Annotated in this window: 16 protein-coding genes; all 16 read right to left on the bottom strand. The window is 40.3% G+C overall.

All coding sequences use genetic code 11. The features are described from left to right. Positions 1-135: 135 nt before the first annotated feature. The 16 genes from fetB to radC all read right to left on the bottom strand — a co-directional run bounded on the left by fetB (position 136) and on the right by radC (position 14910). On the bottom strand, positions 136-900 hold the full coding sequence (gene fetB / locus Q7O55_RS08885) for an iron export ABC transporter permease subunit FetB (RefSeq protein ID WP_302498188.1): 765 nt from the start codon (positions 898-900) through the stop codon (positions 136-138). Beyond that, positions 897-1553, bottom strand: a complete 657-nt coding sequence (locus Q7O55_RS08880) for an ATP-binding cassette domain-containing protein (protein WP_303929825.1) — start codon at positions 1551-1553, stop codon at positions 897-899. Before Q7O55_RS08880 ends, fetB begins: the two co-directional genes overlap by 4 nt. A gap of 153 nt (positions 1554-1706) precedes the next feature. Next, a complete protein-coding gene (gene rpmA, locus Q7O55_RS08875) occupies positions 1707-1991 on the bottom strand; it encodes a 50S ribosomal protein L27 (RefSeq protein ID WP_004696430.1) in 285 nt (94 codons plus the stop codon). 12 nt (positions 1992-2003) lie between these two features. Next, the gene (locus tag Q7O55_RS08870) at positions 2004-2318 is read right to left on the bottom strand and encodes a ribosomal-processing cysteine protease Prp (RefSeq protein ID WP_008601403.1); all 315 of its coding nucleotides are present in this window, start codon (positions 2316-2318) and stop codon (positions 2004-2006) included. A 2-nt stretch (positions 2319-2320) separates the two neighbouring features. Further along, a complete protein-coding gene (gene rplU, locus Q7O55_RS08865) occupies positions 2321-2632 on the bottom strand; it encodes a 50S ribosomal protein L21 (RefSeq protein WP_004696434.1) in 312 nt (103 codons plus the stop codon). Between the two features lie 203 nt (positions 2633-2835). Continuing rightward, entirely contained in the window at positions 2836-3411 is a 576-nt protein-coding gene (locus tag Q7O55_RS08860; RefSeq protein ID WP_303929826.1) for a manganese efflux pump MntP family protein, read from the bottom strand. Between the two features lie 28 nt (positions 3412-3439). Further along, the gene (locus tag Q7O55_RS08855; protein WP_303929823.1) at positions 3440-4867 is read right to left on the bottom strand and encodes an Rne/Rng family ribonuclease; all 1428 of its coding nucleotides are present in this window, start codon (positions 4865-4867) and stop codon (positions 3440-3442) included. 32 nt (positions 4868-4899) lie between these two features. Continuing rightward, the gene (locus tag Q7O55_RS08850; protein WP_369691722.1) at positions 4900-5595 is read right to left on the bottom strand and encodes a TIGR03936 family radical SAM-associated protein; all 696 of its coding nucleotides are present in this window, start codon (positions 5593-5595) and stop codon (positions 4900-4902) included. After that, positions 5567-7450 carry a TIGR03960 family B12-binding radical SAM protein gene (locus Q7O55_RS08845; RefSeq protein WP_303929820.1) on the bottom strand — a complete coding sequence of 628 codons (1884 nt, stop codon included), beginning with the start codon at positions 7448-7450 and terminating at the stop codon, positions 5567-5569. Before Q7O55_RS08845 ends, Q7O55_RS08850 begins: the two co-directional genes overlap by 29 nt. Positions 7451-7505: 55 nt before the next feature. After that, a complete protein-coding gene (gene rodA / locus Q7O55_RS08840) occupies positions 7506-8609 on the bottom strand; it encodes a rod shape-determining protein RodA (RefSeq protein WP_077708575.1) in 1104 nt (367 codons plus the stop codon). 8 nt (positions 8610-8617) lie between these two features. Further along, on the bottom strand, positions 8618-9541 hold the full coding sequence (locus tag Q7O55_RS08835; RefSeq protein ID WP_303929819.1) for a P-loop NTPase: 924 nt from the start codon (positions 9539-9541) through the stop codon (positions 8618-8620). Between the two features lies 1 nt (position 9542). Beyond that, entirely contained in the window at positions 9543-11465 is a 1923-nt protein-coding gene (gene mrdA / locus Q7O55_RS08830; protein WP_303929818.1) for a penicillin-binding protein 2, read from the bottom strand. A gap of 19 nt (positions 11466-11484) precedes the next feature. Beyond that, complete coding sequence (mreD, locus tag Q7O55_RS08825) at positions 11485-11979, bottom strand: rod shape-determining protein MreD (RefSeq protein WP_156697636.1); 495 nt, start codon at positions 11977-11979, stop codon at positions 11485-11487. After that, positions 11976-12893, bottom strand: a complete 918-nt coding sequence (mreC, locus tag Q7O55_RS08820; protein WP_303929817.1) for a rod shape-determining protein MreC — start codon at positions 12891-12893, stop codon at positions 11976-11978. The genes mreD and mreC overlap by 4 nt, the downstream gene beginning before the upstream one ends. A 1-nt stretch (position 12894) precedes the next feature. Continuing rightward, positions 12895-13932 carry a rod shape-determining protein gene (locus tag Q7O55_RS08815; protein WP_303929816.1) on the bottom strand — a complete coding sequence of 346 codons (1038 nt, stop codon included), beginning with the start codon at positions 13930-13932 and terminating at the stop codon, positions 12895-12897. A 279-nt stretch (positions 13933-14211) separates the two neighbouring features. After that, positions 14212-14910, bottom strand: a complete 699-nt coding sequence (radC, locus tag Q7O55_RS08810) for a DNA repair protein RadC (protein ID WP_303929815.1) — start codon at positions 14908-14910, stop codon at positions 14212-14214. Positions 14911-15041 lie beyond the last annotated feature (131 nt).

Genomic DNA, 15041 nt, shown 5'->3' with positions numbered 1-15041 from the left:
AATTTTCTTGGTATTTCTTATATTGTAAAGGGACTGCAACTAGAATGTGGTAAAATCACATTCTGTTACAGTCCCTAAGTTTTGAGTAAATATTCTAATTTGATATACTATAAAAATATATTTAAAGTACTAAGCTTACCTATTTAATTGATTTCTATTATTAAAAAATGTTCTATACGCTAATTGACAAGTAATAAAGCAAGCAATTGATATAGTAGATAAACTCATAAATGTCACAATCATTTGATATTTTACAGCTTCAAGTGGGGGCATCCCCGCTAAAATAAGACCTGTCATCATCCCTGGTAAAGCCACAATTCCTAAGGTCTTAGCACTATCCACAGTTGGCTGCAATCCAGTCTTTATAACATCTCTCACGATGGCTTTTGACGCTTGCTTAGGTGTACTTCCTAATGCTAGTTTAATCTCTACCTCTTGTTGACGCAATTCAAAATTTGATAGCATTTGGCGATAACAAAGCCCAATCGCTACCATAGCACCACTAATGACCATACCACCAACAGGAATCACTTGATAAGCAGTAAAGTTAAGCACGCCCGTTAAAAGCAGAATCGTTAAAGTAATACTTGCACCTACGGTTATAGCAAACCAAGAAATCCATAGAGCATAAGGAATTCCCTTTCCCCGCTTAGAAGAATTATAGGCTGCATTGATAGCCATAAAGCCTAATAAACCGATTATAAATATAGGACTTTCGGTACTAAAAATATAAGCTAAAATAAGACCTATGACAAATAACTGTATTGTAGCCCTCAAAGCACTTATAAAAATATCTTTCTCTAACTTCAACTCCTGCCGATAGGACATGAACATACTTATAATAACTAGTACAGATGCAAGGCACAATGAAGTAGCAGATATAGTTTGAAATTGACTCATCGCACTACCTCCTCTTTAGCTAACGATCCATCCACAATTGTAATGCGACGATTAGCCATGCGTAAGCTTTGCTCCTCACTATGTGTAATCGATATGATGGTCATCCCATTTTTATGAAGCTCATCAATTACTTGTTCTACAATAGCTGTATTAACAACGTCTAATGCAGAGGTTACCTCATCCAAAAGTAATACTTTAGGTTCAAAAATAAGGCTTCGAATGAGGCAAATACGTTGCATCTCTCCACCAGATAGTTCGTCATTACGGCGCTCAAGATATTCAATAGGCATATGAAGTAAATCGAAAAGATATTTGATACGAATCATATCAGGTTCCATACTGCGAATATCATAAGGGAACAAAATATTACGACGTACCGTTTTCGCAAACAAATAAGGACTTTGAAAGCAATAGCCAACCTCTTTTCGATAGCGTTCAGGATTTATAGTGGCTAAAGCACATCCATTATAAGTAATAATCCCTGAGGTAGGGCTAATCAAATCACTGCACAATTTTAAAAGTGTACTTTTACCACTACCAGAAGGCCCTACAATAGTGAGATAATCTCCTTCATTTATAGATAGAGATACATCACGGATAATAGACTTGTCTTTTACGACATAGGATATATTAGATAACTCTAATAGTGCCATAATGCCTCCGATTAAATTTAAAAATTCTAGAATATATTTGATAATCACTTTAAACTATATTATATTATACAAATATAACGAACACCATAATAAACAAAAACAAACAACAAAAATCCCTAGTGGAAACCACTAGGGATTAATAGTCTTATAAAATTAAGCTTCTACAGGGTATACGCTAACTTTACGGTTATAACGACCAGCACGTTCAAATGCTACTTTACCAGGCACAAGTGCAAATAAAGTGTCATCTTTACCGATACCTACGTTAGTACCAGGGTGGAAGTGAGTACCACGTTGACGAACGATGATGTTACCGCTCTTTACGATGGAACCATCATGGCATTTAACACCAAGACGTTTAGATTCACTGTCACGACCGTTACGAGTACTGGACACACCTTTTTTATGTGCGAACAATTGCAAATCAAAAGTAAACATTAAGTTCACCTCCTATATTTCGTGAATTTGGACAAACTCTGGATATTGACGGCTAATTTCCTCCAAACCGAGAAGCATAGTCCCCAGAATATCCTGTCCACTCTGATTAATCGTACCAGAGAGAACTATATCACATTGACCTTCGCTATTCGTATACTCCCCTTCTTGTCGAGCAATTTGGGTGAGTCCTAACATTGCCGTTGCCGACAAGGCGGACACTGCGGCACATACGATATCGAAGCCATGTTCATCATATCCTGCATGACCGGACATATGACAACCAACTACTTGACCATCACTATTCCGCTGGATTCCAATGGAAACCATAATTAAGCTTGGATAGATTCAATACGAACTTTTGTGAACGGTTGACGATGGCCTTGACGACGACGGTAGTTGGATTTAGCTTTGTATTTGAATACTAAGATTTTTTTACCTTTACCATGCTCAAGAACTGTACCTGTAACTTTTGCACCGTTTACAAGAGGAGCGCCAACTTTAACGTCGCCGTCATTCACTACAGTCAAAACTTCTTCGAATGTAACGGACTCGTCAGCAGCTGCTTCCAATTTTTCGATAGTAATTACATCGCCTTCAGCAACGCGATATTGTTTACCACCAGTTTTAATAATTGCGTACATGAGAACACCTCCTTGTTATCGAACTCGCTGAATTCGGTATCCCGACCCGAACTTCGGTCGGGCGTTTAAACCTGCTTCACGCGGATTGCAAAGTTCAGCAAACCGAACTAATACTGATATAGTATATCCTATTTACACAGTCATGTCAAACAAAAATCAACAGAATCCGCTCAGTTTCTGACACTTTCATATATATATAAGCCTTAAAATTCTCCAATAATCCCAAGATGTTGTAAAAGTATCTTTGTACCGATGAGGATTAATACACCGCCACCTACTATATCTGCATATTTTCCAACAAATCGGCCCATAAATTTACCTAAGTAAACACCCACTAAAGATATACCAAAGGTAATAACACCAATCATCGTAGATGCTTCCCATACATTGATAGGTAAGAATGCAAAGGTCAGTCCTACAGCCATTGCATCAAGACTAGTCGCTACGGAGAGCATCATCATTTCCCAGACACTCAAGAATTGTTTATCATCATCATCTTCATCATCATCGCTAAGTCCCTCTCTGATCATAGCGATACCTAAATAACCAAGAAGTCCAAAGATAATCCAGTGGTCCCAATCAGCAATCACATCGATAAATTGACGACCGATGAGCCAACCAATAAGAGGCATAAGAAACTGGAACAAACCAAAAAGAATTGCCAAGGTTACCTTACGGCCATTTTCGCCTACGGGCATTGTCAGCCCCTTACCAATAGATACGCCAAAAGCATCCATGGCAAGACCAATACTAATTAATACAATTTCAAATATAGACACTATACTCACCTATAAACAAACTACTTACTTATTCAACTATAGCCATCAAGGAATACCCTTCTCGACTAATTTGTGGATTTACCACAATAGAAATCTTGCGACCTATGGACTCACCTAAATCCTCAAGAACAGCCTTTGTTAAATACTGAGCCACCTCCGGATGAACTTCGATTTCTAGATTCGTTTTAATACGTCCCGATTTAAATAACTCGCGGATACGACGCACAATCTGCATATATACAGTACGACCTGACAACATATAACCCGTACCACCGCATTGAGGGCATGTATCAAACATCAAGGTTTGCAAGCCTTGGCGAGCTCGCTTTCGGGTCATCTCTACGAGGCCAAGCGAACTAATGCCGCATACAACAGTTTTCATTTTATCTAACTTAGCTTGTACCCCCAACAATTTTAACAATTCTTGTTGATGCTCTTTATCTTTCATATCAATAAAATCAACCACAATAATACCGCCAATATCGCGCAAACGCAATTGACGACAGATTTCTTTTGCCGCCTCTTTATTGACTGTGAAAGCTAAATCTTCCAGCTTATTAGACTTACCAGTATAGTGAGCAGAGTTTACATCAAACACGGTGAGAGCTTCAGTATGATCGATACGGATTGAACCACCAGAAGGAAGATTAATATCACGAGAGATAAGATTTTCTAATTGCGGTTCAATGTGGTTTGCCTTAAAGATAGGTGTACTATCGCGATGACGTGTTACTTTAATTTGTTGCGACGTAGGTCCATGACCTAAGAGATCCATCAATCGACCTTCACCCATATCGGAATCGACGATAATTTCCTCTACATTGCGATGCGCATAGTCCCGTACAAGGCGGAACCAGAAATCCGCGTCACTATATAAATCAGTGCCGCTCTTCGCCACCTTAAAGCGCTTCAACACATGTTGCCAGGTCCGCCACAGATACTCCATATCGCGACCGATTTCATCGGCACTGGCCTTAGCTGCTGCAGTACGAATGATAAAACCGCAACCTTCTTGTACATAAGGGGCTGCCAATTCTTGTAGTTTACTACGCAAGGCTTCATCAGTAATTTTCTTGGAAATATGCATGCCTTCAGAATATGGTAATAGTACCATAAAACGACCAGCCAAACTGACGTCTGCAGTCACGCGGGCACCTTTACCGAGCATTTCTTCTTTCACTACTTGAACGAGAATTTGTTGCCCCACAGATAGACGTGACAAAATTTTCTGTTCCTTCCCTTGTTGAAGGTTCAAATACGCATTTTGAGAGCCCCCAATATCAACAAAGGCCGCTTGCATACCATTTAATACATTCTTTACTGTGCCTTTGTACATATGATTTGCCATATGAGAATCATCGGTACGCTCCAAGACAAAATCTACTAGCTGGCCTTCTTCGTCGATAACAGCCATACGAATTTCTTCACGCATAACATTGACCAAAATTTTATGCATCCTATCCCTCCCTTCTTTGTCATCTAAATTAATTAGTAATTAATCTCTAAAGGCGTATAGCGGCCTTTTTCGTTTTCTACCATAATTGCTTTACGATGAATTTCGTAGCCAGAAGTAATAGGCCAATTATATTGATCCTTGCCTAAATTCCACACTTCGCTAGGTTTGATTGTGCCTTGCGGATAAATGCCGATGCCCATTGTAAGGGTCACCATACCCTCTTTAACAGAGGCTACGATCGGTTCTTTTACAAACTCTTTTACATCAATGGTACGAGTTTTCTTAGGTGTTACCTTTTCATAAGAAATTTCCGTTGCGTCATTAAAAGGTTTGAGTAACGCCTCCCAATCAGCATTTTCATCTGTCACAGGGCCTGTTACCTCATAGATAGCAAAGTTACAGATGGCCATCATCTTTTTCACCTTTTCAGGCATTTCTTTACCATCTAGAACCTCAAGACCAGGAGGCGCTACACGGTTTAAACGGTCCATAATGGACTCTAAACTATCCTCTTCAAGCACATCCATATCGATATATTCAGCCGCTGCGGTTACGCCTAAGGCGAGTGCAGAGGAGAAGCTAATTTTCATGTGAGGGTTAAACCCTTCAGAATACGCCATTTTAATTTCTGCTCGACGTATCATCCGCTCTACAGCTTGAGCATAATCAAGGTGTGACAGGAATCGTAATTCTTCGCCCTTATTTAAGGCCAAACGTAACTTTTTCAACTCTGCCACCCTCCTTATAGTCAATAATAGCTGTATTGAGCTCTGGACATACATTACAGCCCTTACATGGAGCTCGACGACAATCGCCTGTAAGATTAGCTGCTACCGCTTGCTCCCACTCGCGTTTTAAGAAGGCTTTACTTACAGTGCAATCTAAATGATCCCAAGGCAACGGCTCATCGAAATCACGAGTACGATGTGCATAGTACGCAGGATCCAATCCGCAGTCGGCAAATGCTTTTAACCAAGTTTCATAGTTAAAGAACTCGGTCCAACCATCGAATTTACAACCTGCCTTCCAAGCCTCTACGAGAACTTTAGACAATCTGCGGTCCCCACGAGCAAAAGCGGCTTCCATATAGCCAGTATAACCATCATGATAGTGGTAGGAAATATTACGATTATTGATGAGAGACTTTAAGTAACGTTGTCTACGATGGATTTCCTCCACATCTTGTTGACCATACCATTGATATGGAGAATGTGTTTTTGGTACGAAAAAGGATACGCTCACCGTTACAGAACCATTTCGCTTCCCTGTAATTTCACGGTGTAAATCGAGTACCTTGTAAGCAAGATCCGCAATACCAGCCAAATCTTCGTCTGTTTCTGTAGGAAGGCCCATCATAAAATATAATTTAACTGTATTCCAGCCAGATTTGAAAGCATTAGTACAGGCCGCCAATAAGTCTTCTTCACTAACGCCTTTATTGATAACATCGCGCATCCGTTGCGTACCTGCTTCAGGAGCAAAGGTAAGACCGCTCTTGCGCACTTGCTGTACCTTTTTCGCAATATCAATAGAGAAGCTGTCGATACGCAAGGACGGTAAGCTAACGCTAACTTGTTTATCTTTAAACTCTTCCATGAGCATATCTACAAGCTCAGGTAATTTGGAGTAGTCCGCAGAGCTTAAACTCATCAAGGAAATCTCATTGTACCCAGTATTGGCAATCGTATCTTTAGCAATTTGCAGCAAACGCTCTGGTGTTTTTTCACGGACAGGGCGATATAACATACCAGCCTGACAGAAACGACAACCACGAGTACAACCACGGAATAATTCAAGAACTGCACGGTCATGAACAATATCAAGGAATGGTACTACAGGCTTCGTAGGGTAGAAACTATTTTCTACATCTTCTACGATGCGTTTAGCCACCACTGCGGGCACCTCTTCAAAGCGAGGCGTAATAGATTTAAAATCGCCTTGTTCTGTATATTCAACATCGTATAGAGCTGGACAATAGGTACCAGGAATTTGAGCGACTTTACGCAAGAAGCCTTCTTTACCACCTGGGAATCCTTTCGCTTTTTCTGCTTTGAATAGGTCGATAAACTCATCACCCCACTCTTCAGATTCCCCGAGAGATACGATATCAAAGAAATCTGCAATAGGCTCTACGTTATACGCACAAGGGCCGCCGCATACAAGTAGTGGGAATTCTAAATCACGATCCTTAGCATACATAGGAATGCCTGCTAAATCGAGCATATTTAAAATGTTAGTAAAGCTCATTTCATATTGAAGCGTAAATGCTAACACATCAAAATCTTTAATAGGCGTACGTGTTTCTAAGGAAAATAATGGAATATTACGCTTACGCATTTCCTCTTCCATATCATGCCACGGTACAAATACGCGCTCTGCTACCGCATCTCCACGACGGTTTACGAGACCATACAAAATCTTGATGCCCAAATGACTCATGGCCACTTCGTACACATCGGGAAAACCTAAAGCCATAGTTACATCAACAGTACTGTGATCTTTCACGATACTATTGTATTCGCCGCCCGTATAACGAGCTGGCTTTTGGACATGTTGTAACCATGACGTATCTAATTGAATCATACATCCTCCGTCTTTAATGAAAGACTTCTTTCACAATCAATCCTATGAAAGGCTATTAAAATATATATTTTGTCCGCTGTCTAGCGATATTTAATAAAATACCAATGCTCAGCATATTAGTTGTTAGCGCACTAACGCCATAGCTAAGGAATGGCAACGGAATCCCCGTTACAGGCATGATACCAATCGTCATGCCTACGTTTACGAGCACCTCGAAGGCAAACATCGTACCGATACCCGTTGCTAATAACATACCAAAATTATCATTGCAGGTATATGCTATTTGAATACTGCGATAAATAAGCATAAACAATAATAGCAATACTACAATGCATCCCACAAAACCAAATTCTTCGCCAATTACAGAGAAGATAAAGTCCGTATGATTTTCTGGTAAAAAGTTCAACTGACTTTGAGTGCCATTAAAGATACCTTTACCAAAAATCATACCCGACCCGATAGCAATCTTAGACTGAATGATATGATAGCCAGAACCAAAAGGATCAATATCTGGATTTAAAAATACTAGAATACGTTGTTTTTGATATTCTTTTAGCACAAACCAACCCAAAGGCATCAAGAATAAAGCCACACTCGCAATGATTTTTATAAGCTTTGTTTTGATACCAGATATAAAGAGCATCCCTACAAATATAGCAATATATACCAGGGATGTCCCCAAGTCAGGTTGTAAGAATACGAGTAGGATAGGAATCCCTACATATAACACTGGCATTAATAGAGATTTAAAGGTATCTAACTTGCCAATGTGCGGTTCTAGCATTTTAGCCATACAGATAATCATCAATAGTTTAGAAAACTCTGAAGGCTGAATAGTAATTGGCCCCAATTGAATCCAACGCTGTGCACCTAGTGCAGAGGTACCAACTACCATGACTGCGATTAACATAAGCATGGTAATCACATAAATCATATTCCCCCACCCTTTAAGACGATGGTAATCTAGAAATTGCATGCCTATAACGACAGCTATATTTGCTAAAAAGAATACGAGTTGTTTTATCACTAGACTACCAAAACCAATAGCCTCGTGATTCACATGGGTAGCACTACCAATAGCTGTAAGACCAATTCCGACAAGTAATATAGTACATATGATGATAGTCCAATCACTATCTGTCCATATTTTACGCCACATCATATCACCTATTTCAACTTGCTACGGCGCCACAAGCTTTGTTTACCTTGCACCAACAAGCGATGCGTGGTCCAACCACCACGATTAATGTAATGAACATTGTTAGAATCATCAAAAATAGAATCACCTACTGTTGCAAGACTTGGTGTGCCAGCTTGCTCCTTCGATGCTTTTTTCTTAGTTGCATAAGCATCAAAGTGCTTTTGTACATCGTAGTCTTCCCAACAGTCACCGGTCGTTACATAATCTACAAGAGGTGCTAACACAGCTTTTAGTTCACTAGAAACAAATTCTAACAAACGACCATCTTGTGTATAGGTCAGAACATCCTCATCATAAGGGATTATAGCCCCTACATATTCAGCGCAAAGAACTTCTAACATATCATATAAATGGATATCCTCTCCATCGATAGGTACCGCATTAAAAGCAATAGCATAATCACGAATATTATGTTCTTGACATACTTGAATCATCCGCGCCCCATTACGTAAAGACACCCATAAAGGATGTGTCACTACGATACAGCGATTTACTAATTCTAAAATAGCCTCTATGCCCTTGCCGATACCAGCAGGAGCATCGATTAAAATATAATCATATTCCTCACAGAGACGACGGACTAATTTTTTATATTTCTTACGACCTATATCTTCCCAACGAGCACTTTGGCTAGCTGGTAGAAAATCTAAGTTTTCAGCAATTGATATGACGGCATCATCCATATAGTCTTTATCTTCGCTCGCATCTAGTGCGTCGTAAATAATTTCATTTGCCACTCCTAACACAAGATCTAAGTCGCGCAATCCAAAATCTCCATCACAAAGCAATACGCGATGCCCTGCATAGCTTAAGGCTGAACCCAAGCAAGCAGTAATCGTAGTCTTACCTACGCCACCCTTACCAGATACAATGCCGATTATCTCGCCCATACTAATCCTTTCTTGGTTGCCCACTAGTTACCGCATTCTGAGGTTTTTGCCCATTATTAGAGCTTGTTCCCGCAGCGGTTTCTTTATTACCTTTACTATTTGTATCATTAGATTTCTTATTCACTGGTACATTGAAGTACGCAGCCAATATATCTCGTACGATAGGCCCTGCCGACCCAGCACCAAAGCTACCTTGCTCAACAAGTGCAACCACTACAATTTGTGGCTTATCATATGGTGCATAGGCGACAAACCAGCCGTGATCTCTGCCATGTGCATTCTCTGAAGTACCCGTTTTACCAGCTACATCAATAGGGAATCCTTTAAACAACTCCCCTGCTGTACCACCTTCATTAGTAACGTCACGCAAGCCTTCGCGAACAAGATCCATAATATTTTTTGGTACAGGTAAAATACCGAGTTTGTCTGGGCCAAAGATTTCTTTTGGCGTGCCATCCTTATTATCAATACGGCTCACCACATATGGGCGGTATTTAATGCCACCATTTGCTACTTCACTGAGCATAACAGCCATTTGTAATGGCGTCACCAAGGTAAAAGACTGACCTATGGCCGCATCAAAGGTTTCACCTAAATACCAATCTTCATCATACACTTTGCGTTTATAAGCAGGACTTGCCATATTACCAGAGGCCTCACCAACAAGATTGATGCCGGTCTTTTCACCAATACCAAAGTAGCCAGCATATTTTACAAGTCCTTCTATGCCAACGCGATTGCCCATTTCATAGAAGTAAACATTATCTGATTTTGCAAGAGCTTTATTAAAGTTGAGCCACCCCAATGCTTCGCCTTCTGCATTTCGTTTATCGATAAGCCAATGTTTACCACTATCAAAAATCATTTCTTCAGGGGTAACCTTTTTAAGGTCTAAAGCCGCCGTACCAGTGATAATCTTGAACGGCGAACCTGGTGGATATTCACCAGAAATAACCTTATTATCAAACGGATGATTCTTATTATTATTCAATTGATTCCACTGCGCAGTTGTAATCCCTTTCGCGAACCAGTTAGGGTTAAATTCAGGCGCACTGACCATAGCCAAAATGGCACCCGTATTGGGATCCATTGCTACTACAGCAGCTCCTTGAGCTGGAATACCTTGGGCACGCAACTGTTCTAATTGGTTCTTAACAGCTTCTTCAGCAGCCTTTTGTAAATTTGCATCTATTGTCAAATGGATATTAGCTCCAGGCACTGTATGCTTTCTATCTACCTCCGCAACCGGTCGGCCTGTAGCATCAACCTCTACCTGTTTACCACCATCAGTGCCACGCAAGATGGAATCATATAATTTCTCAAGGCCAGAACGACCTAAAATAGTACCACCACTAACAAGAGTATTCGGATCTTTCTGTTTTAGTTCTTCTAATTCTTCTTCGCTAACTTCCCCCACATAACCAAAGAGCTGAGAAGCCATCGTTTCGTATGGATAATAGCGAAGTGGTTCTACATCTATGGTAACGCCTGGTAATTCATGACGATGCTCTTCTATGGTTGTAACTACATCCATAGAAATATCATTGGCGATACGAATCGGCTCATAACCATATTTATGATCATTTACCTTTTTTGTAATATCTTCTGACTTCATTTTTAGCAAGGCTGCCAACTTAGCAACTTCACCTTCGTCTAAAGCCTTACCCGTAGGCAAAATGGAGATGGTGTATGCCGGTCTAGAGCCTACTAAGATTTGACCGTTTCGATCGTACATAATACCACGAGCAGCTGTCATGGATACCATGCGCAAACGGTTACCTTCTGCCTTAGCTTGGTAATAACCACCAGACAAGATTTGCAATGTCATCAGACGTAATGCCAAGACTATAAATATGCCGGCTACAATGTAAAAGAGTACATCAAAGCGATTCGTTTTTCTTCGTTTATAGAGGCCTTCAAGCACTCTTTCACCCCCTTAATTCTTACCAAATATAACCTTCTTGTTCATCATCCTTGCGCCATAACAAACCATGTACAATAGCGCCTAACAAGCCATTCCAGAACATCACGGGTAATACCATATGCCACAAGTATAGGCCAAAGTGCAAATCGCCACCACTAGCTAATATCATAAAGCTACGAATAACGCCATCTAGCAATGTACAAATAGCTACTATACCGCTAGACCAATACCAGCGTTCTTCATAGATACGATGCTTTACGGCAGATAATAGGTATACCACAATTACGTAAGGGAATAGATGGAGCCCAAAAAAGTTAGATATCAATACATCGTGTACGATACCTCCAATAACAGCAGATATCAACCCCATACGACGACCTTTAAATAAAGTAATCATAACAATTATCGTCAAAATTAAGTTTGGTAACCAATTTGTATGGAAAATAGTAGGCAATAATTGCGCTTGTATAAAATATATTAAAAATCCACAGAGAGCTAAAGCTAGACGCATCATTGTTTAACGGCCCCCTTTGCCCCCTCTACTTGATCTCGTTGTGTTTGAGGCACAAGTTTAGGTTCAAGTTCTGGTTTTTGTGGTGCACTTAGAGAAGACGAGGTAAGCACAAAAACTTCTTCTAAACGATAAAAGTCTACACTCGGTGTGACTACCGCATTTTTAACAAATCCTTCCGAATCATTTTCGATAGATTGCACGTTGCCAACAGGTAAACCTTTCGGATAGATACCACCATAACCGGAGGTAATCAACTTATCCCCTACCAATACGTCCCCATCGCGAGCAATATTTACCATAGAAGGTGTACGAGGTGTATTTCCATTACCTTTTACAACGCCAGACAAACGAGATTCAGGTCGTTGTACAAGGATACCTATTGCGCTACGCGGATCAAGAATGGTTTGAACGCGAGCAGAATGCGGATACACATCTGTAATAAAACCAACGACACCACTAGGTACCACAACAGCCATATTGACTGCCATACCTTCTTCACTCCCTTTATCAATGGTGAAAGTATTTGTCCAAGTACCGTAATCCTTTGTAATGATATCCGCTAAGGTCATGGAGAATTCTGGATGGCTACTTTTATAGTTTAAAAGCTGACGAAGACGAATATTCTCTGCCACTACTTCATCGTAGTTAACTACCTTTTGTTCCAATGTAGCTTTACGAGATGCTTCCTCTTCACTTTCAATATTAGAGAAAATAGCATTATTTAGTACTGTAAAGCTAGTTTGAACGCCCTCTAATAAACGGGCTGATCCATAAGCGAAAGGCGTTGTAATTCCTTCGAGGGTAACCGTAACAAAGGGAATACTAGTCCGTTGCTTCCACGCAAAGCCGAGCAATGCCATTAGGATACAACCAATGACAACGATGATAATTAACTTTTTATCTGACTGTATCATGCTAATCTCGGCCCTTTCTATTCTTAGAATTTACAATAAAACGCGATAAGCTCACTAAATCAGATGAGGCCCCATTAAGGCCTACCACAACTTTTGTTTCAGGTGCTTCAGGAACGTGAACAGGTACCCCTAATTCAGTACCAATCCGGTCCGCTAAACCAGATAGTCTTGCTGTACCGCCAGTAAGCCATATGCCATGTTGCATAATATCAGCCACGATTTCTGGTGCAGTAGCACGAATCATTTGCTTAACCTCATCCAAGAGCCCTATCAAACATTCATTTATAACTTGGTACACTTCAGATTGGTGAATCACACAACGTCTACCTAAGCCGTTCATCATATCGCGCCCTTGAAAGGCATACTCTGCATCCTCTAAAGGAGCGACAGCTGTTCCTAATGTATGCTTAATATCTATTATAGTTTCATCAGATACGATAATGCCAAAACACTCACGCACATAGCGCAATAAGGCATTATTAATATCAGAACCACCAAAACGAATTGTTTTGCTATCCACAATACCACCTAAAGAAACAATCCCCATATCAATAGTGCCACCGCCGATATCAATGACCATAGATCCTTGCGCTTCAAAGATAGGCACACCACAACCAATAGCAGCCGCCACAGGTCGTTCGATAAGAAATACCTCTCTAGCACCAGCTTGAATAACAGCATCCATCATGGCTCGTTGCTCAACATCGGTCATCCCACAAGGAACCCCTACGACAACGCGGGCTCGACGCAATGTATTAGACACCTTATTAAGAAAGTAGCTAAGCATAGTATGCATAACGCGATAGTCAACTATAAATCCATCCTTTAAAGGCGTTAACGGACGCCACATATCGGGCATGCGCAATACGAGGCGCGCCGCTTCATCACCAACGGCTACTACTTTTTCTTGTTTTGTATCAGTTGCTATAATCGATGGTTCGCTTATAACAGTCCCTCGCGTCCCCCCCATGAGGCGCGTTTGTATGGAACCAATATCTATACTTACATCTTTTCCTAGAGTAGGTAAAATGGAACTCATAGTAATTTCTCCTTCATTACATCATCATTCCATTTTACCATATATAACGCGACTTTTTCCATTGATATCAGTACCTTTCCTTTTGTTAAAAGCACTGATAATGCATAATTCCTGTACTCATAAGTCATACATAAAAATTACATAACTTCATACATAAAATCTCATATACAATAAGGAAAAGCACTCATTTATAGGAACTTACCCATGCATCAAAATTAGGTATAGTTCAAAATGAGTGCTTTTAATAATCTTATTTGGCTTTGTTCAGTTTATTTAGGCTCAGCTCAATTTACCAATTTCGCTGAGGCTCGTAAATTCATTATCCCCTATAACGATATGATCGAGTACAGGAATCCCCATAAATTGACCAGCACTAACAAACATTTTCGTTAGCCGTATATCTTCATCACTTGGTCTACTATCGCCTGACGGGTGGTTATGGATTAGAATAATAGCCGCCGCATTGCATGCTATAGCTTTTTTAAATACTGCTCTTTGCTCTACAAGACTTGATACTAATCCACCATTAGAGATATGTTCCAACTGAATAAGCTTATTTCGAGATGTTAGCATGGCAGCCCACACATGTTCCACATCTTCGTGACGCAGTCGCTCCATCACATATTGAGCTATTACAAAAGGTTGCGAAAAATCTTCATAAGTCTCTTTAATCTTTAACTCCCCTAATCGCCTACCCATTTCAAGTGCTGCACATAGCGTCACTGCTTTATCTCTACCAATACCCTTGATTTTGATCAGATTCTCTACGGTCATTCGGTTAAGACCATAAACACCATCATCAAAGGATTGTACGATATCACTTGCCAAAGAAATCGCAGATTGCCCCTTTACCCCTGTGCGTAATAAAATAGCCAACAACTCCTCCATCGCCATATGTGATGGACCTAAGGCGAGAAATTTTTCTCGAGGTCGCTGGAATGGTAACATATCTTTTACACTTACTGTTGGTACTTCCATAGAATCTCTCCATTCAAATAGATAACACCATTTGTAAATCAAGCAACAAACACATCTACTCTCTTAAAATTTATTTAGCACAGCACAGCACAGCACAGCACAGCACAGCACAGCACAGCACAGCACAGCAC

Source organism: Veillonella parvula, from assembly GCF_945949885.1.
In the GTDB taxonomy this organism is placed as follows: domain Bacteria; phylum Bacillota; class Negativicutes; order Veillonellales; family Veillonellaceae; genus Veillonella; species Veillonella parvula_B.
This window is presented reverse-complemented; position numbering and strand designations above follow the sequence as displayed.